Source organism: Bradyrhizobium sp. BRP20, assembly GCF_020194215.1.
GTDB classification, from domain to species: Bacteria; Pseudomonadota; Alphaproteobacteria; order Rhizobiales; family Xanthobacteraceae; genus Bradyrhizobium; species Bradyrhizobium yuanmingense.
In genome coordinates this window covers 109729-130856 of sequence record NZ_JADYVY010000016.1, presented here as the reverse complement: position 1 = coordinate 130856, position 21128 = coordinate 109729, and the positions used below count along the sequence as shown (strand labels likewise).

At 65.8% G+C, this 21128-nt stretch carries 17 protein-coding genes; 14 read left to right on the top strand and 3 right to left on the bottom strand.

The window, feature by feature from the left end; all coding sequences use genetic code 11:
• The first annotated feature begins 25 nt into the window (after nt 1-25).
• The 13 genes from I6F33_RS29920 to I6F33_RS29860 all read left to right on the top strand — a co-directional run bounded on the left by I6F33_RS29920 (nt 26) and on the right by I6F33_RS29860 (nt 17554).
• Nucleotides 26-2359: a TonB-dependent siderophore receptor gene (locus I6F33_RS29920; RefSeq protein ID WP_225144952.1), complete on the top strand. Its 2334-nt coding sequence runs from the start codon at nt 26-28 to the stop codon at nt 2357-2359.
• A gap of 2 nt (nt 2360-2361) precedes the next feature.
• Nucleotides 2362-3558: a PepSY domain-containing protein gene (locus I6F33_RS29915; RefSeq protein WP_225144951.1), complete on the top strand. Its 1197-nt coding sequence runs from the start codon at nt 2362-2364 to the stop codon at nt 3556-3558.
• A gap of 76 nt (nt 3559-3634) precedes the next feature.
• A complete protein-coding gene (locus I6F33_RS29910) occupies nt 3635-4867 on the top strand; it encodes a rhodanese-like domain-containing protein (protein WP_225144950.1) in 1233 nt (410 codons plus the stop codon).
• 125 nt (nt 4868-4992) lie between these two features.
• The gene (gene serA, locus I6F33_RS29905; protein ID WP_225144949.1) at nt 4993-6237 is read left to right on the top strand and encodes a phosphoglycerate dehydrogenase; all 1245 of its coding nucleotides are present in this window, start codon (nt 4993-4995) and stop codon (nt 6235-6237) included.
• Nucleotides 6238-6345: 108 nt separating this feature from the next.
• A complete protein-coding gene (locus I6F33_RS29900; protein WP_036026863.1) occupies nt 6346-7365 on the top strand; it encodes a patatin-like phospholipase family protein in 1020 nt (339 codons plus the stop codon).
• Nucleotides 7366-7368: 3 nt separating this feature from the next.
• On the top strand, nt 7369-8823 hold the full coding sequence (locus I6F33_RS29895) for a GntP family permease (protein ID WP_225144948.1): 1455 nt from the start codon (nt 7369-7371) through the stop codon (nt 8821-8823).
• Between the two features lie 92 nt (nt 8824-8915).
• Complete coding sequence (locus I6F33_RS29890; RefSeq protein WP_225144947.1) at nt 8916-10577, top strand: tannase/feruloyl esterase family alpha/beta hydrolase; 1662 nt, start codon at nt 8916-8918, stop codon at nt 10575-10577.
• A 49-nt stretch (nt 10578-10626) separates the two neighbouring features.
• On the top strand, nt 10627-11076 hold the full coding sequence (locus I6F33_RS29885) for a MarR family winged helix-turn-helix transcriptional regulator (protein WP_225144946.1): 450 nt from the start codon (nt 10627-10629) through the stop codon (nt 11074-11076).
• Between the two features lie 14 nt (nt 11077-11090).
• Nucleotides 11091-11861, top strand: coding sequence for an enoyl-CoA hydratase (locus I6F33_RS29880; RefSeq protein ID WP_036014430.1), 771 nt, complete (start codon nt 11091-11093; stop codon nt 11859-11861).
• A gap of 111 nt (nt 11862-11972) precedes the next feature.
• Nucleotides 11973-14054, top strand: a complete 2082-nt coding sequence (locus tag I6F33_RS29875; RefSeq protein WP_225144945.1) for a methyl-accepting chemotaxis protein — start codon at nt 11973-11975, stop codon at nt 14052-14054.
• Between the two features lie 127 nt (nt 14055-14181).
• Nucleotides 14182-15120: a dihydrodipicolinate synthase family protein gene (locus tag I6F33_RS29870; RefSeq protein ID WP_225144944.1), complete on the top strand. Its 939-nt coding sequence runs from the start codon at nt 14182-14184 to the stop codon at nt 15118-15120.
• A gap of 356 nt (nt 15121-15476) precedes the next feature.
• Nucleotides 15477-16877, top strand: a complete 1401-nt coding sequence (locus I6F33_RS29865; protein ID WP_225144943.1) for a selenium-binding family protein — start codon at nt 15477-15479, stop codon at nt 16875-16877.
• An 83-nt stretch (nt 16878-16960) separates the two neighbouring features.
• The gene (locus I6F33_RS29860; RefSeq protein WP_085969233.1) at nt 16961-17554 is read left to right on the top strand and encodes a hypothetical protein; all 594 of its coding nucleotides are present in this window, start codon (nt 16961-16963) and stop codon (nt 17552-17554) included.
• 3 nt (nt 17555-17557) lie between these two features.
• Here the strand turns inward: I6F33_RS29860 and I6F33_RS29855 are convergent, their stop codons facing one another.
• From I6F33_RS29855 to I6F33_RS29845, 3 genes are read right to left on the bottom strand one after another with little or no spacing between them, the layout of a single operon-like run.
• Nucleotides 17558-18256, bottom strand: a complete 699-nt coding sequence (locus I6F33_RS29855; RefSeq protein WP_225144942.1) for a DUF1045 domain-containing protein — start codon at nt 18254-18256, stop codon at nt 17558-17560.
• An 18-nt stretch (nt 18257-18274) separates the two neighbouring features.
• Nucleotides 18275-19468: an alpha-D-ribose 1-methylphosphonate 5-triphosphate diphosphatase gene (locus I6F33_RS29850; protein ID WP_225144941.1), complete on the bottom strand. Its 1194-nt coding sequence runs from the start codon at nt 19466-19468 to the stop codon at nt 18275-18277.
• Entirely contained in the window at nt 19465-20133 is a 669-nt protein-coding gene (locus I6F33_RS29845; protein WP_036026920.1) for a chloramphenicol acetyltransferase, read from the bottom strand. Before I6F33_RS29845 ends, I6F33_RS29850 begins: the two co-directional genes overlap by 4 nt.
• Before the next feature lie 174 nt (nt 20134-20307).
• On the opposite strand from I6F33_RS29845, the gene phnC reads away from it, so the two are divergent.
• Nucleotides 20308-21123: a phosphonate ABC transporter ATP-binding protein gene (gene phnC / locus I6F33_RS29840; RefSeq protein ID WP_225144940.1), complete on the top strand. Its 816-nt coding sequence runs from the start codon at nt 20308-20310 to the stop codon at nt 21121-21123.
• The last annotated feature ends 5 nt before the right edge of the window (nt 21124-21128 follow it).

The following is a 21128-nucleotide window of genomic DNA, read 5'->3' as shown; positions in this document are numbered from 1 at the left end:
TTCAATGCTCCTGACTTGAAGTGGAATGAAAGTGCGTGCCTTCGTGGATGGCCAACGTGACAACGGCCATCGAACCCGTGCCGGCAAGAGCCGTGCAGGTCTTCTCATGGGAGCAGCGGTGCTGCTCATCGAATATTCCTTCACGACGACGAGCGCACAGGCGCAATCGGCTCTGCCGCCGGTGACGGTGGAGGCGCCGGCGCCACGACCGAAGCCGGCACGTGCATCGGAGCAGTCGTCACGCCGCGCGCAAACGGCGGCGCGCCGCCAGCCCAGCCGCAATCCCGCACCCGCGGCGCCGACGCTGTCGGAGCGCGCCGCTGCCGAAGCCGCCGCACAGCAAGCCGCAAAGCTCGGCTACCGCGCGATGCCGAGCGCGACCACGCTGCGCAGCGGCGCCTCGCCGCTCGACACCTCGCAGGCCGTCAACGTCGTGCCCGCGCAGGTGCTGAAGGACCAGCTCCCGCGCAACATCGACGACGCGCTGAGCAACGTCTCCGGTGTCACCCAGACCAACACGCTCGCCGGCAGCCAGGACGCGGTGATCCGCCGTGGCTTCGGCGACAACCGCGACGGCTCGATCATGCGCAACGGCATGCCGCTGGTGCAGGGCCGCAGCCTCAATCCTGCGGTCGAAAGCGTCGAGGTGCTGAAAGGTCCGGCTTCGCTGCTCTACGGCATCATGGATCCCGGCGGCATCGTCAACACCATCAGCAAGCGGCCCGAGCTCTATCAGCATGGCTCGGTCACGCTGCTCGGCTCGGCCTTCAGTGCCTCCAAGACCGGTGCCGACGGCCTGCTCGACGTCACCGGTCCGATCGGCGACCAGGGGCTCGCCTATCGTTTCATCGGCTACGGCGTCAGCGAGGATTATTGGCGGAATTTCGGTCGTCACCGCGAGATGCTGGTTGCGCCCTCGCTCGCGTGGTACGGCCAGGACACCACGGTGCAGCTGAACTACGAGCACCGCGAGTTCATCTATCCGTTCGACCGCGGCACCGCGTTCAATCCGGTGACGAAGGCGCCGCTGGCCGTACCAGCTACGCGCCGGCTGGATGAGCCTTTCAACAACACCTGGGGCACGTCCGATCTGATCCAGGCTTCGGTCGAGCACCGCTTCAACCAGGATTGGAAGCTCTACGCAGGCTACAGCTACAACACCGAAACCTTCAGCGCCAACCAGCTCCGCATCACCGGCATCAATTTCACGACGGGCGTCGAGACGCGCAGCAACGACGGCACGGGAAGCTCGCTGAGCAATGTCAGCTATGGGACATCCTATGTCTCGGGCGGCTTCTGGCTCGGCGACATGCGCAACGAGATGCTATTCGGCGGCGACGGTCAGTATCGCACGATCTACCGCGACGTCTTGATCCGGCAGACAACTCCCGCCTTCAACGTCTACGATCCTGTCTATGGGCTGATCGGGCCTGGAACCAGGGTGTCGAACCCCGACAGCGCCCAGACCGACAAGCTTGGCCAGTGGTCGCTGTTCTTCCAGGACACGCTGCATCTGACCGAGCGGTTCGCACTGGTCGGTGGTGTGCGCTATATGGACTACGATCAGATCGCCGGACGCGGAAAGCCGTTCAACACCAACACAAACGTGTCGCAAGACAAGGTGCTCCCGCTTGGCGGCGCGATTTTCAAGCTGACCGACCAGATCTCGCTTTATGCGAGCTACACCGAATCGCTGAAGCCGAATTCGACGATTGCGCCGATCGGCGTGGTGATCGACTCCAGGGTCGCGCCCGAGGAGGGTGTGTCGTACGAGACCGGCGTGAAGTTCGACATCAACCAGCGCATCTCCGGGACGGTCGCATTCTACGACCTCGACAAGAAGAATGTGCAAACGACGAAGACGAACAGCGCGGGCGTGGTGGAGCTTCACACCGTCGGCCGCGCTCATTCGCGCGGCCTCGAAATCGACGTCACCGGCAGGCTCACCGACAGTTGGGCATTGATTGGGAGCTATGGCTATACCGACGCCCGCGTGACGGCCTCCGAGGATCTGACGTTGCTCGGCAAGAAGCTGCAAAACGTCGCCTTGAACACCGCTTCGCTCTATCTGGTCCACGACTTCGGCACCGCATTGCCCGGCCAGCTCCGTCTCGGCGGCGGGGCGCGCTATGTCGGCGATCGTCCCGGCGATTCGATCAACAGCTTCTTCCTGCCGTCCTATGTCGTCGCTGACCTCTTTGCGACTTACGAGACGAAACACGAGCAGTTTCCGGTGGTGTACCAGGTGAACGTCAAGAACCTGTTCGACACGGTCTACTATCCCTCAGCCGTGAATAATTTAAACGTCGCTATCGGCGACGCGCGCCGGGTGTCTCTCTCGGCGACGGTGAAGTTCTAGCCATGGCCGCGCGGCCCGGGCACATGATCAAAACTGTCCTGCTCCAGGTCCATTCCATCGCAGGCCTGGTGCTCGCGCTGCTGCTCGCTCTGATCGCGCTGACCGGCGCGATCATGAGTTTCGAGGACGAGATCGTCGATCATCTCAACGCCGGCATCATGCACGTCGTGCCGCGCGAGATGCCGGCGCTGATGCCGGACGAGCTGGTCGCGCGGCTGGGGGCGGGGCAAAATTTCGGTCAGGTCTCGGCCGTCATGTTGTCGAGCGATCCGACTGCGGCCGTGCGGGTCCGCTTCGCGCGCGACGAGCAGGGCGAGCGGCCGAATTCGCTCTATGTCGACCCCTATGATGCGCGCGTGCTGGGTGCGCCGCGTGGCGAGGCGTTCTTCGCGACGGTTCGGAAGCTGCATCGCTGGCTGCTGATCCCTGGCGATGCCAAGGGCTGGGGACGCCAGATCACCGGTGTGGCCGCGCTCGGCCTGATCGTCATGCTGGTCTCGGGCCTCGTGCTGCGCTGGCCCCGCCGCGTGCGCAGCGTGAAGATGTGGCTCAAGCCCAATCTCGGTCTCGGCGGACGCGGGCTGCATCGCTCGCTGCATGCGGTGATCGGCACCTGGGTTCTTCCGGTCTATCTGGTGATGACGCTCACGGGCCTGTGGTATTCGTTCGACTGGTACAAGGACGGCGTCGTCTGGCTGCTGTCGCGTCCAGAAGTCTCTGCCGCGAAGATGCAACCAAGAATGTCCGCGAAGGCGCCGCGTGCGGCGGCTCGTTCCGAGCCGGCCCAGCCGATCGGGTTCGACCTGGCATGGACGACGTTCCGGCGTGAGGAGGGCGACCGCTTCGCCAGGGCTTGGCTGACGCTGCCGCCGGGGCCTGGCACGTTGATACGGATCCGGTCTTGGGGAAAGGACTCGGCGCTCGATACTACGCGCGATGAATTCCGCATCGATGCCGTCACCGGTCAGGTCGCCTCCACGGAACGTTACGCCGACAAGACGTTCGGCGAGAAGATCATCGCCAACGTGCTCGATATCCATCGCGGCGCGGTCCTGGGCTGGCCCGGCAAGCTCGCCTTCATGATTGCTGCGGCACTGATGCCGCTGTTCTCGGTCACCGGCATTTTGCTCTATCTGTCGCGCCGCAAGCTGCGGCGCCCGGCGCAGCCGCCGCTTGGGCGGCTCGTTCCGGGCGAGTGAGTTGCAGCCGAAGAGGCTAGCCAACACCTCGACAATCGTTCAAAAGCCCGTGGCACGTCCTTGTCAGGTTTTCGCCATGAAGCTTCCGACCGTCACCCCCGCCGATATCCGCCGCGCCCTGCTTCTGCGCGAGGAGATCGCGCTGCTCGATCTCAGATACGAGGCCGCCTTTGCCACCGGCCATCCGCTGTTCGCCGCCAACATGGCCGCCGACCGGATCGCGATCGAGGCCGAGGTGCGGCTGCCGCGCAAGGACGTGGCGATCGTGCTCTATGATGACGGCGAGGGGCTCATCGCGTCCGGCGCCGAGGGTCTGGCTGCACTCGGCTACAGCAATGTCAGCGCACTCGACGGCGGGCTGAAGGCGTGGCGCGATGCAGGCTTCGAGGTTTTCGAGGACGTCAATTCCTATTCCAAGGCCTTCGGTGAGCTGGTCGAGTCGCGTCGCCACACGCCCTCGCTGAGTGCCGATGAGGTGGCAAAGCTGATCGCCGACAAGGCCAACATCGCCATCCTCGACGTCCGCCGCTTCGACGAATACGCGACCATGAACATCCCGGGCTCGGTCAGCGTGCCCGGCGCGGAGCTGGTGCTGCGGGCAGGCCAGGCCGCGCCCGACCCTGAAACCACGATCATCGTCAATTGCGCCGGCCGCACCCGCTCCATCATCGGCACCCAGTCGCTGATCAATGCCGGCGTGCCCAACAAGGTGCGGGCGCTGCGCAACGGCACCATCGGCTGGACCCTGGCGCGGCACGGGCTCAATCACGGCGCCGACAGGCGCGGCGCGATCGGCCCGTTCGAGGGCGGCCCGGCCAATGCCCGCGACGTCGCCTATCGCGCCGGTGTCCGCCATATCGGAGCGAACGAGATGGCGGGGCTGGTCGCAGAAACCCATCGCACGCTGTATCGCTTCGACGTGCGCGGTGCCGAGGACTATGCGGCCGGGCATCTTCCCGGCTTCCGCCATTATCCCGGCGGCCAGCTCGTGCAGGAAACCGACATGGCCGCGCCCGTGCGCGGCGCGCGCATCGTCCTGACCGATGACAGATGCGTCCGCGCCGACATGACGGCGTCCTGGCTGGCGCAGATGGGTTGGGAAGTCTATGTGCTCGAGGGCGGCTATGATTGCGCGCTGGAAATCGGTCCACCGCAGGTCTTGCCGAAGCCCAACCCGGCCCACCGCTATCGCCGGCCCTATGAAGGCACCGATGTGGCCGAATCCGCGATGCAGGCCTATCTCGATTGGGAATACGGCCTCGTCGAGCAGCTCCGCCGCGACGGCACGCATGGGTTCTATGTGATTTGACCGAGCTCTGGGATGCCAATCGCATCCTCGGCTCCGGCCGTCTTCTCCCCGTATCCGTTCCCTATTGTGCTGCGCACCGCCCGCGGTCTATGTGCGAAGGCAAAGCTGCCATCTACGGAGATGCCATGTCCGCCCCAGGCCAAAGCCCTGAGCGAAGCGCCAAGGCGCTGCTGCTCGAAGGCGTCAATGATAGCGCTGTCGACCTGTTCGCGAGCGCCGGCTTCACCAATGTCGAACGGCTGACCAAGGCGCTGGACGGCGCGGATCTGCGGCACGCGCTCGAGGGCGTGTCGCTGCTCGGCATCCGTTCGCGCACCCAGATAACCGATGAGGTGCTGGGGGCGGCCGGCCAGCTTCTCGCGGTCGGCTGCTTCAGCGTCGGCACCAACCAGGTCGATCTTTCGGCGGCGCGCAAGCGCGGTATTCCCGTCTTCAACGCCCCGTTCTCCAACACGCGCAGTGTCGCCGAGCTCGTCATCGGCGAGATCGTGATGCTGCTGCGGCGGATCTTTCCGCGCTCGGTGTCGGCCCATGCCGGGGGCTGGGACAAATCGGCGGCGGGCAGCCGCGAGGTGCGCGGCCGCACGCTCGGCATCGTCGGCTACGGCAATATCGGCTCGCAGCTTTCGACGTTGGCCGAAGCCATGGGCATGCGCGTGATCTATTTCGACCGCACCGACAAGCTTCGCCACGGCAACACCGAGCCGGTCGAGAAGCTGGAAGATCTGCTGGCGCAGAGCGATGTGGTCAGCCTGCACGTGCCGGAGACGCCGGAGACCGCGGGCATGATCGGCGAGAGGGAGCTGCGGGCGATGAAGCCGGGCTCGTTTCTGATCAACAATAGCCGCGGCACCGTGGTCGATCTCGATGCGCTGGCGCGTGCCTTGCGCGACGGTCATCTCGCCGGTGCGGCCGTCGACGTCTTTCCCGTCGAGCCTTCGTCGAATGCCGATCGTTTCAATAGTCCCATTCAGGGCATCGAGAACATCATCCTCACCCCCCATATCGGTGGGTCGACTGAGGAGGCGCAGGAGCGCATCGGCGGCGAGGTCGCGCGAAAACTGGTCGACTATTTCATTACCGGCTCGACGATGGGCGCGGTCAACTTCCCGGAGGTGCAGCTGCATCTTCGTCCCTCCGGTGCACGCTTCAGCCATGTCCATCGCAACGTGCCCGGCATGTTGCGGCGGCTGAACGAGGTCTTCCTTCAGCGCGACATCAACATCGCCGCGCAATATCTGGAGACCGCCGGCGACCTCGGCTACGTCGTGCTCGACGCCGATCTCGGCGGTCAGGATTCCGGCGAGCTGCTGCGGCAGATCCGCGGCCTCGAGGGAACGGTCGGGGCGCGGCTGGTATTTGAGCACTAAACCGCCCACGTTCCGGTTGCATCTTGCGGCCGGTGCTCCCACACTGCGGTCGAATTCGACGTGTTCCAATCACGTCGAATTTCAGCTTCAGTTGCGTGAGTGTCCGCCATGGAACGGGACGCCGTACTGATTGATCTCGCGCTGCAGGGCGGCGGTTCGCATGGCGCCTTCTCCTGGGGTGTGCTCGACCGTCTTCTGGAAGAGAAATGGCTGGAGATCGCCGCGATCTCCGGAACCTCCGCAGGCGCGATGAATGCGGCGGTCCTGGCGGACGGGTGGACGGCCGGCGGCGCCGAGGGGGCGCGTGAGGCGCTCGACCGATACTGGCGTCGTATCTCGAAGGCCGCGGCCTTCAGCCCGCTACAGCGCTCTCCGCTCGACCGCTTGATGGGGCGCTGGACCCTCGATACGTCGCCGTTCTACATCCTCACCGATTTGATGTCGCGTGTGCTCTCGCCCTACGACCTCAATCCTACCGGTTACAATCCGCTGCGCGCGGTGCTGGCCGAGAGCATCGATTTCGAACGGCTCGTGCGATCGCCGATCCAGCTATTCATCACCGCGACCCGGGTACGCACCGGGCGCGGACGTATCTTCCGCAACGCGGAGATCACGGCCGACGTGCTGCTGGCATCGGCCTGTCTTCCAACCATGTTCCGCGCGATCGAGATCGACGGCGAGCCCTATTGGGACGGCGGCTATGCCGGCAACCCGACCATCACGCCGCTGGTCCGCGAAAGCGACGCGCATGACACCATTCTCGTCCAGATCAATCCGACCGAGCGGCCGGAGCAACCGCGGACGGCTGCGGAGATCCTCAACCGTCTCAACGAAATCTCCTTCAACTCGCCGCTGATGAAGGAGCTGCGCATGATCGCGCTGCTGCGCCAGGCGGCCGATCCGGGCAGCGGCGAGGGCGCGCGCTGGGCGAAGATGCGCACGCACCGGATCAAGAGCGACATGCTGGCGAAGTTCGGGGCCTCCTCGAAGCTCAACGCGGAGTGGGAGTTCGTCTCGATGCTGCGCGCCGAGGGACGCATGGCCGCGGACAACTTCCTCGCCGAGCACGGCGCGGAGATCGGCCGCCGCTCGACCGCCGATCTCGATGTCCTGCTGTCGGAGTGCTGAGGCATGGGTCTCCTCGGCCTCCTCGTCGGACTCGGTCTGCTCGTCCTATTCGCCTTCCGCGGTTGGAGCGTCCTGCTGCTCGCGCCGTTCGCCGCACTCATTGCTGCGTTGTTCGGCGGTGAGCCGCTGCTCGCGAACCTGACCCAGGTGTTCATGGTGAACGCGGCGGGATTTCTGGCGCAGTTCTTTCCGATCTTTCTGCTTGGTGCCGTCTTCGGCAAGTTGATGGACGACAGTGGCGCGGTGACGTCGGTCGCCGGCTTCATGGCGGAGCGCCTCGGCGAACGCCGCGTGATCCCGGCGGTCGTGCTCGCCGGCGCGCTGGTCACCTATGGTGGTGTCAGCCTGTTCGTTGCGTTCTTCGTCATCGTTCCAATGGCCCGCTCGCTGTTTCGTGCCGCTTCGATTCCGCGTCGTCTGATCCCGGCCGCGATCGTGCTGGGAACGTCGACCTTCACCATGTCGGCCCTACCTGGCACGCCGTCGATCCAGAATGCGATTCCGATGCCGTTCTTCGGCACGACGCCGTTTGCCGCGCCGGGCCTCGGCATCGTCGGCTCGCTCATCATGCTCGGCGCGGGATTGTGGTGGCTGCATCGCGCCGAAGCTGCGGCGCGCCGCGCCGGGGAAGGCTATGGCTACGACGCCGAGGGCGCGATCGAGCAGGCCGCTGCTGACGAGCTCGTGCGCGAGCGCGCGACGACTGCCCGCGAGTTCGATCCGGCGGAGCTACAGCACGGTCATCGCAGCGAGCGGCCGTCGCCCGTGCTGAACGCCATGGCGCCGCTCGTCGTTGTCGTGACCGTCAACCTGGTGATGTCGCTGGTGGTGCTGCCGCGGCTCGATGTCAGCTATCTCGCCGAGCCGCGCTTTGGCGACACGACGCTTGCGGCGGTCGCAGGCGTGTGGTCGGTCGCGGTGGCGCTGGCTGCCGCCATCGTCACGACCATCGCGCTGAACTGGGCGCGCCTGCCGGTGCTGCGCCGGACCATGGACGCCGGGGCCAATGCGTCGGTCCTGCCTGCGTTCAGCGTCGCCAGCCTCGTCGGCTTCGGCGCCGTCGTGGCCTCGCTGCCGGCGTTCACGATCGTGCGCGACTGGGTGCTGGCGATCGAAGGGGGACCGCTGGTCTCGCTCGCCGTCGCGACCAACATCCTGGCCGCGCTGACCGGGTCGGCGTCGGGCGGCCTGACCATCGCCCTCGATGCTCTCGGCCCGACCTATGTCGAACTTGCCGCGCGCCACGGCATCGACCTTGCGCTGATGCATCGCGTGGCGGTGATCGGCGCGGGAACGCTGGACATCCTGCCGCATAACGGTGCGGTGGTCAGCCTGCTCGCGATCTGCGGCCTGACCCATCGCGACAGCTATTTCGATATCGTCATGGTCGGTATCGTGACCTCGCTCCTGGCGCTGCTGGCGGTGATCGCCCTGGGCACTGCACTGGGCTCGTTCTGACGGAAAGCCGGCGTCAGCGATTGACGGACGGGCGAAGGTTGCATTGAATGCGGCCAAGTGCCGAACGCAACAGGACAAGCCGGGTGGAAACGATGAAGCGCAACAGAGCGAAGCTGTGTGCATGGCTGGTGGGCACTGCGGCCGCAATGAGCGCGAGTGGTGCCTCAGCGGCAACGCTGGCCGAAGACGCCGAGACCGTCTGCAAAGGCCTCGTCGGCGGCGCTGACGCCGTCAAGATCGATTCCGCGACCTTGCAGGCGCCATCGCAATTGGCCGTCGCCGAGCGTGGGCCGACGCCGTCGGGACGCATCACGCCGGCCAATCCGCGCTTCTGCAAGGTGCTCGGCCATATCGATCCCACCGATCCCAAGGCGCCTCCGATCAAATTCCAGGTCAACCTTCCCGTCGAATGGAACGGTCGCTCGCTGCAATATGGCGGCGGCGGCTTCAATGGTGTGCTGATCACCGGCCTTGCGCTGCCGCCGGCCTACCCCTTCGACAAGCCCTCGCCGCTGGCGCGCGGCTTCGTCACCTACGGCACCGACTCCGGCCACGAGACCAAGCAGGGCGAGCCGCCGCAGGTCTTTGCGCTGAACGACGAAGCGTTCGAGAATTTCGCCCATCGCGCCTACAAGAAGGTGCGCGACGCTGCGGTCGGGCTGATGCAGCGTGCCTACGGCAGGAAGCCGGAGAAGCTGTACTTCATGGGCTCGTCGGAGGGCGGCCGCGAAGGCCTCGCCATGGCGCAGCGCTATCCCGATGATTTCGACGGAATCTTCGCCCGCGTGCCCGTGATCAACTGGGTCGGACTGCAGCATGCCGGCACGCGCTCGGGTCTCGTCACCATGGGCGAGGGCTGGATCAACCCGGCGCAGGTCAAGCTCGTAGGCGAGGCCGTGCGCGCGGCTTGCGACAAGGCCGACGGCTCCGACGATGCGCTGGTGCAGGATCCCGTCGGCTGCAAGGCGGCGTTCAAGGTCGAGACGCTGCGCTGCGCGGCCGGGCAGAGCGGCGACCAGTGTCTCACCGATGCACAGATCAAGGCGGTGAACACGCTGCACGCCACCTACAAATTCCCCTTCGCGCTCGCCAATGGCCTCGACGATTATCCGGGCTGGGGCGTCTCCGGCGAGGACATCCCCGCGGTCGGGCCGACCGGCGGCTGGGTCTCCTGGTGGCTCGGCACCGCGCCGCCGGCGCAGCCGCCCGCGCCGAACAACGGCATCGCCTGGATCTACGGCGCCGGCGGCATCCAATATGTCTTCGCGCGCGATCCGAAGCTCGACGTCACCACCTACAAGGTGGAAGAGCACAAGGCGCGGCTGCTCGAAGTGTCCAGCCTGATGGATTCCACCGATCCCGATCTCAGTCGGTTCCGGGCGCGGGGTGGCCGGCTGATCGTGCTCGAGCACATGGCCGACTACGCCCAGAGCCCCTATGCCGGCATCCGCTACTTCGAGAGCGTCGAGCGCAAGATGGGCAAGGCCGAGACCGCGGAGTTCGCGCGCCTCTACACCGCGCCCGGCGTCGACCATGTCGGCTCCGGCGCGCCCGCCAATGTCGACATGCTGAGCGTTCTGGTCGACTGGGTCGAGAATGGCAAAGCGCCCGGCGACTTAGAGGTCAGGGAGCAGAAGGTCGAGGCACCCTCGTTTGCCGCGACGCGCGCGCTGCCGCTGTGCCGCTGGCCGGCCTGGCCACACTACAAGAGCGGCCCGGTGACGGAAGCGGCGAGCTTCACCTGCGCGCCATAACCAAGAGGGCCCGTTTGACAACGCGCCTGCGTTTCACTATCTATTTCGCATGCGAAATAACAGCGCCGGCGCGCAGCACCATCGGCTGATCTACCTGCTGAGTGTCGCCCAGCGCCGGCTGCAGCGCTGGATGGCGGCGCGGCCCGAGAGCGCGGTGACGCCGGCGCAGGCGGGGCTACTGTTCATCCTTGGCAAGCAGGATGGCGTCCTGATGGGCGAGGCTGGGGCGGCGCTCGACATGGGACCGGCCGGCATTTCGGGTCTCGTCGACCGGACGGTGGCTGCGAAGCTGGTCGAGCGGCGGGCCGATCGCGAGGACGGCCGCGCCTTTCGCATCTGGCTGACGCCGAAGGGGCGCACCGCGCTGGCGCAGGCCAAGACCAGCGCGGCGGAGGTCAATGCGGCGCTGACGGAAGGTTTCACGGCCGCGGAAATCGACATCGTCGCACGCTGGCTGACGAGCATTCAGGACAAGTTTCCAAGACGTTCAGACGAATAACACGGAGCAGACTAATGACCGAGCACGTCCGGATCGAGAATAGCGGCGGAATCCTCACCCTCACGCTGGCACGTCCCGACAAGAAGAACGCGCTGACGGATGCGATGTACGGCAAGCTCGCCGACGCGATCGAATCCGCCGAGTTCGACCCGTCCGCCCGCGTGATTCTGATCCGCGGCGAGGGCGACATGTTCACCGCCGGCAACGACGTCGGCGAGTTTGCGGCGGTCGCGGCCGGCAAGTCCGAAGGCAGCCGCAACGTGGTGCGCTTTATCCAGTCGCTGGCGCGTTGCACCCGGCCGCTGGTCGCGGCCGTGCAGGGCCGTGCCGTCGGCGTCGGCACCACGATGCTGCTGCATTGCGACCTCGTCGTGCTCGCCGACAACGCGCAATTGTCGACGCCGTTCGTCAGCCTCGCGCTGGTGCCTGAAGCCGCCTCCAGCCTGTTGATGCCGGCGCGCATCGGCTACGCCCGCGCCTACGAGATGTTCGCGCTTGGCGAAACCGTGCCGGCCAGGTCGGCGCTGGAATGGGGCCTCGCCAACCGTGTGGTGCCGCTCGACAAGCTCGATGCGGAAGCGCTTGCGCTGGCGCAGCGTCTCGCCCGCCAGCCGGCCGGGGCCCTCGTCGCGACCAAGCGGCTGATGCGCAACGGCGAGGCGCTGGTCGCGCAGATGCAGGCCGAAGGCGAGCAGTTCGCGCAGCGCCTGCGCACCGCCGAAGCGCGCGAGGCGTTTACGGCGTTTGCGGAGCGCCGCCCGCCGGATTTCACCAGAATAGGATAGTATTCCGAATGCGTGCAGGTTGGATCGCTTCGATTCAACTCAAACCTTAACGAAACATTGGCACGTGGCGGTGCAAGGTGGGCCTCTCCTGAGAGTTAGATCCCTCGACCCATGTCCATTTTTAAGAAATCGGTAAGCACGCTTCTCCTGGTCCTGATGACGCTGCTGGCGGCCGGCGCGCTGACCAGCACGGCCATCCAGATGGTCGGGGCTTTCGGCCGCTACAGCGACAGTCTGGAGACCGAGCGGCTCGCGAATGCCGACAAGTCGATCTTCCATGGCGTGGTTGCCCTGCGCAGCAATCGTGGCGATGCCCAGAGCGCCCTGCTCGGTGAGGACGATCCGCGCGCCAAGCTCGGCGTTGCCGAGAAGGCGGAACAGGCCGGCTTCGATGCCATCAGCGCGGCGCTCTCTACCGTCGAATTCGCCCGCCGCGACGAGCTCGCCAGCACGCTGAAGCAGCGCTGGAGCGAGGCCGCGCCAAAATTCCAGTTGTTCTACGACGAGGCCAAGCTGCCGCGCGCCGAGCGCAAGCTGGAGCGGACCGCGCCCTGGTACGATGCGGTCACCAAGGTGATCGAGACCGCCAATCTCGCGTCCACCGCGGTGTCGAACCGCGCCTGGATGAACGATCCTTACATCGCCCGCATGATCCAGGCCCGCCGCCTCGCCTGGCAGGTGCGCGACCGCTACGGCATCCAGTGCTCGACCCTGCGGCCGAACGTCAACGCCAGCAAGCCGCTCGACGATGCCCAGAAGCAGACCGTGGCCGGATGGAATGGCGTCGTCACCGCCGGCTGGACCGGCATGGAGGAGCTGCTGGCTGCGCCTGACGTGCCGGCCGACCTCGTCAACACGGCCAAGGAGGCGAAGGCCAAGACCGACGGCGCTCTCAAGCAGATCGGCGAGCTCACCAAGGGCTTCGACGGCAGCGGCCGGCCCGCGATGCCCGCCGCGGAATGGAACACGTTGTGCCAGGCTCCGTTCGCGTCGATCGTCGCGGTCGCGAGCAAGGCGCTCGACCTGTCGATCGCGCACGCGGAGGCGGTTCAGGCGAAAGCCCTCACCAATCTCATCGTGCAATCCTTCGGCTTCCTGCTCGCACTGGCCGTGACTGTCGTGGGCGTGTTTGTGGTGCGCAACCGGCTGATGCGCCCGGTGCGCGCCATCCTCGACGCCATCGCCCGCATCGGCGCCCGCGACTATGCGACGCCGGTGCCGCAATCGCGGCATCCCGACGAGTTCGGCACCATGGCGGCTGCGCTCGAAAGCCTGCGCGAGAGCGCGGCGACCGCGGAGCGGCTGGGTAAGGAACGCGAATCGCAGCAGGCGCTGCAGCTCGCCCGCTCCGGCACCGTCGATGCCGCCTGCCGCACCTTCGACGACACGGTGCAGGCGGTGATCCAGAGCGTTGCGGCCTCGACGCGGGAGCTCGACGCTACCGCAAGCGGCGTGCGCTCGCTGGTCACAGAATCGAGCAGCCAGACCGCGGCGGTGTCCTCGGCAGCCGAGCAGGCCACCAATAATCTCGAGACCATCGCCGCCGCGACCGAGGAGCTCTCCGCATCCGTGGGCGAGATCTCCGCGCAGGTGCAGTCGAGCGCCCGCGAGGCCCGCGAGGCCGTGGCCCAGGCCGAGCAGACCAATGCGACGGTCGAGATCCTCGATCAGACGGCGAGCCGCATCGGCGAGGTCGTGAAGATGATCAACGCGATCGCGGCCCAGACCAATCTGCTGGCATTGAACGCCACCATCGAAGCCGCGCGCGCCGGCGAGGCCGGCCGCGGCTTCGCGGTGGTTGCAGGCGAGGTCAAGAGCCTTGCGGCGCAGACCGCGACGGCGACGGAAGAGATCTCGCGCCAGGTCGAGGAGATCCAAGGCGCGACCGGCCAGGCGGTCGCCGCGATCCGGTTGATCGGCGGCGCCATCGGCGGCATCGACGAGAAGATGACGGCGATTGCCGCCGCGGTCGAACAGCAGCGCGCGGCCACGACGGAGATCTCGCGCAACTTCCAGCAGGCGGCCCAGGGCACCCGCGAGGTCACCGATACCATCGGCAGCGTCGCCAGGCTCAACCAGGAGACCGGCAATGCCGGGACGGTGCTGTCGGAGTCCGTCAAGAAGATGTCGGCGGATGCCGATCGTCTTCGCGTCGCGGTCGAGGGTTTCCTGGGCGCCGTGAAGAGCGCCTGATTTTCGTACTCTTTCCATCGGACGTCGCGCGGGCATTGCCGCAGCTCGGCACTGCGGGTACATCTGTGCCGCCTCGCTCCCGCGGGCGCGGCGGCAGACGCAAGACACATCAGGGATGGAGAGTTCGATGCCGGTCACCCCACACAAGGCCCAACGCCCCTATCGCGGCGTGTTCCCGGTCGCGCCCACCATCTTCGACGAGCGCGGCGAGCTCGACCTCGAGGGGCAGCGCCGCTGCATCGATTTCATGATCGATGCCGGTTCGCACGGCATTTGCATTCTCGCCAATTTCTCCGAGCAGTTCGTGCTCACCGATGCCGAGCGCGACACGGTGATGCATGCGGTGCTGGACCATGTGGCCGGCCGGGTTCCCGTGATCGTCACCACCACCCATTTCAGCTCGGCCGTATGCGCCGCGCGCAGCAAGCAGGCGGAGGCGGCCGGCGCCGCCATGGTGATGGTGATGCCGCCCTATCACGGCGCGACCTTCCGCGTCCCCGAGAAAGGCATCGTCGAATTCTTCAAGGTGCTCTCCGGCGCGATCAACATCCCGATCATGATCCAGGACGCGCCGGTTGCCGGCACGCCGCTGTCGGTCGAGTTGCTCGCGCGGCTGTCGCGCGAGTTTTCCAACATCCGCTATTTCAAGATCGAGGTGCCGGGCGCGGCCTCGAAGCTCCGCAGCCTGATCGAGGCGGGCGGCAAGGACATCGAGGGCCCCTGGGACGGCGAGGAGGCGATCACGCTGCTCGCCGATCTCGACGCCGGCGCCACCGGCGCCATGACCGGCGGCGGCTATCCCGACGGCATCCGCCAGATCATCGATCCCTATTTCGCGGGCGATCGCGAAAAGGCGAAGGCCGCCTACGAGCGCTGGCTGCCGCTGATCAACTACGAGAACCGCCAATGCGGCCTGATCGCCTGCAAGGTGATGATGCAGGCCGGCGGCGTGATCAAGTCGGAGGCGGTGCGCCATCCGCTGCAGCCGCTGCATCCGGCGACGCGCGCCGGGGTATTGGAGCTCGCCAAGGAGCGCGACGCGTTGGCGCTCAGGTGGGGGAAGTAATTCTCTCCCCCGTCATTGCGTGAAGCTGTCGTAGGGTGGGCAAAGCGAAGCGTGCCCACCAACTTGCGCGCCCGCGGGAAGAGCGGTGGGCACGGCGCTTTGCGCCTTTGCCCACCCTACGAAGGCTTCGAGGAGCGACTTGTGCGCCCTCGCTCGAAATGAACGAGGGATGCCCATTTCGCCTGAAGGCGTCGAATTAGCGCGTTCCGGGCCGTTCCCCATAGCCCCGCGATGGCATAATGTACGCGCGCCAACCGGCGCCTTGCGGAGATTCCCAGGACATCGCGCAACAGCTCTTCTTTTGCCACTATCCCGAGCCAGGTTGGTGCAAACCGACAGAACAGGGAGGCAGTGCCATGACGATGAGGCCGGATCCTACCTTTCACGCATCGCCCAAGCTTGCGATGGAAGCGCCTGCGGAGAATTTTGCTTACACCTTGCTGCTCAGTCCGGATTTCTCAAAGCCGGATGCTCTCGCGGTCATCGACGTCAAGCCGGGATCGCCGACCTATAGCCAGATCGTCCATACCGTAGCGATGCCCAACAAGGGCGATGAGTTTCATCACTTCGGCTGGAATGCTTGCTCCTCCGCCCTGTCGCCGCTCGCCGGACACGCCTTCATCGAGCGGCGCTATCTCATCATCCCGGGGCTGCGCTCGTCGCGGATCTACGTGATCGATACCAAGCCCGATCCGACGCAGGCCAAGATCCACAAGATCATCGAGCCAGAGGAAGTCTTCAAGAAGACCGGCTACTCGCGGCCGCACACGATCCATTGCGGGCCGGACGGCATTTACGTGAGCACGCTGGGCGGCGGCGGCAAGGACGGCACCAATGGACCTCCGGGCGTCTTCATCATGGATTGCGAGACGTTCGAAGTTCTTGGACGATGGGAGATCGACCGTGGCCCGCAGACGCTGCATTATGATTTCTGGTGGAATCTGCCGCGCGATTACATGGTGACGAGCGAATGGGCGTTACCGCCGCAGTTCGAGAACGGGATCGTCCCGGAAGATCTGCTTGCGAACAAATATGGCCATCATCTCCACTTCTGGGACCTTCGCGCGCGTCGCAACGTCCAGACCATCGACCTCGGCGCCAATCATCAGATGGCGCTGGAGGTGCGCCCCGCGCACGATCCGGTTCGCGAGTACGGCTTCGTTGGCGTCGTGGTCGACACCACCAACCTCGAAGCGTCGATCTGGACCTGGTGGCGCGAGGACGGAAGATTCCATGCCGAGAAGACGGCGACGATCCCTCCCGAACCCGCGCCCAAGGAGAAGCTGCCGCCGCTGCTGCAGGGATTTGGCGCCGTGCCGCCGCTGGTGACGGACATCGACCTGTCGATGGACGACCGGTTTCTCTATGTCTCGTGCTGGGGCACGGGTGAGATGCGCCAGTACGACGTCAGCGATCCCAGAAAGCCGAAGCTTGCGGGCTCAGTCCACATCGGCGGCATCGCGCGCCGCACGCCCCATCCGAACGGCAAGCCCTTTGCGGCGGGTCCGCAGATGGTCGAGATCAGCCGCGACGGCCGGCGCGTGTACTGGACCAATTCGCTCTATTCCACCTGGGACGACCAGTTCTATCCCGACGGGGTTCCGGGCGTGGAAGTCATGGCCAATGTCGGTCGGAACGGCGGCCTCGAACTCGACAAGGACTATTTCGTGAGCTTCCCCGACGGATATCGTGCGCACCAGATCAGGCTCGAGGGCGGCGATTGTTCGACGGACTCATTTTGCTACCCGTCGGTCTAGATGGGACGCAGGCGAGCCCGGCCCTTGGCTGGCTGTGGCTCGCGCTTGTTGCGAGCGGTCTCTACCACGGGGTCAATCCGGGAATGGGATGGCCGCTCGCCGTTTCGGCCGGGCTCATGGACAAGAGCCCCCTCGCGCTCTTCCGTGCATTGTGGGCTCTGGCGGCCGGGCACCTCCTGGCAACACTTCTCGTGCTGCTGCCGTTCGCCTTCCTGCTCGTACTGGCCGAATGGCAGCGTCCAATCCAGATCGTCGCGAGTCTTCTCGTCATCGGCTTTGGCGTCTACCGGCTGATCGACCGGCGTCATCCGCGCGCGCTGGCACGAATTCCGCCGACGCAATTGGTGCTCTGGTCATTTGCCGTCGCCATCGCTCACGGCGCTGCCCTGATGCTCGTGCCGATCTATCTCGGGCTCTGCCAGGCCTTCGAGCTCGATGCCGGCCATCAGGCGGCGGGCGCGCTGATGACGGCAAATCTCGGGATGGCGGTGCTGGTGTCGCTGGTGCACGTTGCCGCCATGGTCGGCGCCGGCGGATGTCTGGCGTGGCTGGTCTACCGCCATCTGGGACTGAGGTTCGTCTCGCGAAGCTGGTTCAACCTGGATGCAGTCTGGGCGACCAGCCTCGTTCTGGTTGGCGCGGTGGCACTCGCTTTCAATCTTGCGGCCTCGCGCTGAGGTCTACCGCACCAAAGCCCACTCGTCGATGATGCGAAACCGCGCCTTGGCATCATCCTGCTTGAACAGGGCAATGCGATCGATCGCGAGCGTCTCAATCCCCAGCGCCGCAAACCGTGTTCGCAGCATCTGAAGGATCGGCCCGCGCCGCTCCGCATCCAGCCGCCCCGTCAGCGTCATGTGGAAGCGGAATTCTTCCATCACGTAAGGATAGCCCCAGCGGTCGAGATAATCGCGCTGCCGCTCGCTGAGCTTCTCCGGCTTGCGCCGAGCGCGATCTTCCGCCGTCAGCGCGGCGCGAAACGGGTCGAACTCGCGAACGCAATCAGCGGCAAGTTGCTGGAGCGTTTCCATCGGCTCGGCCGGAATAACGGCAATGAAGCCGCTGATGGCATCGACCATCGGTCGAATTGCCGGGATAGGCCGTGTCTTGCCCGCGAAGGCCGCGCAGGCGGCCATCAGCTCGGCTTCGGTCTTGCCAGGCGCCAGTGCCATCGGTGCCTTCAGCGTGGCGTGAAAGCCGTATTTGCGAGGATCGGCGCTGACCTCGCGCCAGTCCGGCGCGACCTGCAGCGCTTGTTGCAGAAACGGCAGCTCGTCTCCGGTATAGGCGTCATAGCCGAGCAGCTCGGCGCCGAAGCGGGAGAGGGCGCTGTCGCGGCCTGCGGCATAATAGATCGCGTAGCGGGGGAAACCTGTCATTGCCTCAGCATAACCAATTTACGCCGCGACGACAGTCTCGCGCGGCGCCGCCATTGCGGTGAGCAGCCGCGTCGCGTCGGTGAGATGCACGAGCCTGCCGCCTGAGATCACCGCGATCAGCCGCGGCCGCAGCTTCACGTTGTCGTCGACGAGGAGAATGTCAGCGCGGCGTCCCTCCGCGAGCAGGCCGCGATCGGTGAGGCCGGTCGCGCGCGCCGGGCCGGCGGAGACCAGATCCCAGGCCTGAGCCAGAGGCACCACGCCATCGGCGGCCAGGCGGAACGCGGCGAGCAGCTGCGCGGGATAATAATAGTCAGACGCCAGCACCGAGCAGAGCCCCTTGGCGATCATGTCGGAGGCCCTGGTCCAGCCGGTGTGGCTGCCGCCGCGCACGACGTTCGGCGCGCCATAGACGATGGCATCGCCGTGGCTGGCCGCAGCCTGCGCCGTCTCCTCGTTGATCGGAAACTCCGCGATCAAGGCGCCGAGCTCGCGAAAGTCCCGGCGCGTCGCCGGGCTCGAATCGTCGTGCGAGAGCATCCGCACCTCGGCCCCGCGGGCCGCAGCGGCCAGGCGTGACACCGAGGCGGGCACCTCGTCGGCGCGCGAGACCACGCGCTCGACCAGCCGGTCGAATTCTTCACTCGACAGACCGGTGCGCTCCACCATGCGGTTGCGCTTGCGTGGGTTGGAGATGTCGGCAACGACGCCGTCCATATGATCGTTGAAGGCGAACAGGTCGACGCGGCCCTCGCTGAGCCACTGTGCGATCTCCGCTTCGGCATCGAGATTGAAGGTCTCGTGCCGCAGGTGGAAGCGGGTGTCGGCAGCGAACTGCGGACGCTGCCGCTCGATCGCCTCCATCAGGCCGCGCGCATTGTCGGCGCTTCGCAGGCCCGGCTCCCACGAGCAGGTCGTGGCGTGAAACACGGTGGTGATGCCGTTGCTGATCGCCTGGCGGTCGCTGTCGGCGAGCGCGACGTCGATCGGAAAGTCGACGCCGGCGCGCGGCATCATCTGCCGCTCGAAGGCATCGCCATGCAGATCGACGATGCCGGGCAGCACCAGCAGGTCACGGGCATCCAGTGCCAGCCGCGCCCGGCCGCGAGAAGCATCGACCTCTGCAATGTCTGTTCCGGAGACGAGAAGAGAGGTTTCGACGAGCTCGGCGCCGATCAGGGCCCGGCCGCCTTCGATGAATATGTCTGTCACGCGACCGCGCTTCGTTTGCTGGCAGGAGAATTGGCGAGTGAGCTCGCTTTTGCTTCGTATGCCGAGAGGAAATCTTCAATCCCGAGCTTGCGGAAATTGGGCAGCGCCTCGCGCAACTTGTCGTGATCCCAGTCCCACCAAGCAAGCCTTGCGAGCCGTCCGGCGATCTCCTCCGAGAATCGCCGCCGCACGATGCGGGCCGGATTGCCGGCGACGATGCTGTAGGCCGGCACGTCCTTGGTGACGATCGCGCCGGCGGCGATCACCGCGCCGGTGCCGATGTTGCGGCCCGGCAGCACGATCGCGCCATGGCCGATCCAGACGTCATGGCCGATATGAACGTGATGCCGGCGGCGCCAGTCGAAGAACTCGAGATCGTCGCTCTCACCTTCGAAATAGGCGCTGGATCGGTAAGTGAAATGCGCCTGAGTGGCGCGATGCATCGGATGGTTGCCGGGATTGATGCGGGTCATCGCCGCGATCGAGCAGAACTTTCCGATGGTGGCGTAGGTGATCTGCGCATCGTTCACGACATAGGAATAATCGCCCATCGCGACTTCATGCAGGATCGTGCGCGCGCCGACTTCGGTGTAGGCGCCAAGCCTGGTCTCATGCAGCTTGGCCGAGGGATCGACGGTCGGCTGAACCGAAAGAGCTTTGGCCATGTTGCATCCGAAGTGCGAGGGCGGGAGTCTTTCTTCGAGCGGCCGGATGACGGTGTCGTGACAATGAGATGACAGGGGATGACGTGCGTAGGATGGCCGCACTGCAGCAGCCTTGTCACACAAGTGTTAACCACGGGCGTTAGCGGTTGGCTCCAGCTACTCTGGAGCCCCTCGATGCTGGTGGTTGAAGGCCTGACGTGTCGCTTCGGCGCGAAGGCCGCTGTGGACGATGCTTCGTTTCAAGTTTCCCCTGGCGGCTTCGTCGGGGTGATCGGGCGATCCGGCGCCGGCAAGTCGACATTGCTGCGGTCCATCAACCGCCTCATCGAGCCCTCCGAAGGCCGCATCCTGTTCGAAGGCGTCGACGTCACCGCGCTGCGCGGCAAGGAGCTGCGGCAGTGGCGTGCGCGGTCGGCGATGATTTTTCAGCAGTTCAACCTCGTCGGCCGGCTCGACGTCCTCACCAATGTGCTGATGGGGCGGCTGTCGACGGTGCCGACATGGCGGTCGCTGCTGCAGCTTTGGCCCGAAGAAGACAAGGCCATCGCGATGTCGGCGCTCGAGCAGTTCGACATGGCTGCCATCGCGGCCCAGCGCGCCGACCAGCTCTCGGGCGGTCAGCAGCAGCGCGTGGCGATCGCGCGGGCGCTGGTTCAGCAGCCCGACATTATCCTTGCCGACGAGCCGATCGCCTCGCTCGATCCCCGCAACACCAAGATCGTGATGGATGCGCTTCTGCGCATCAACAAGCATTTCGGTATCACCGTGCTCTGCAACCTGCATTCGCTCGATCTCGCCCGCAGCTATTGCGACCGCCTGATCGGCATGGCGGCCGGACGCGTGGTGTTCGACGGCGCGCCGGCGGCCTTGACCGATCATATCGCGCGCGAGCTGTACGATCTCGAGGCGAATGAGGTCATGGATGTTGCGCCCGCGGATGCATCGGTCGGCACAGCAGTTCCTGCCCTCCGCACGGTTGCCGTGGCCTGATCGCT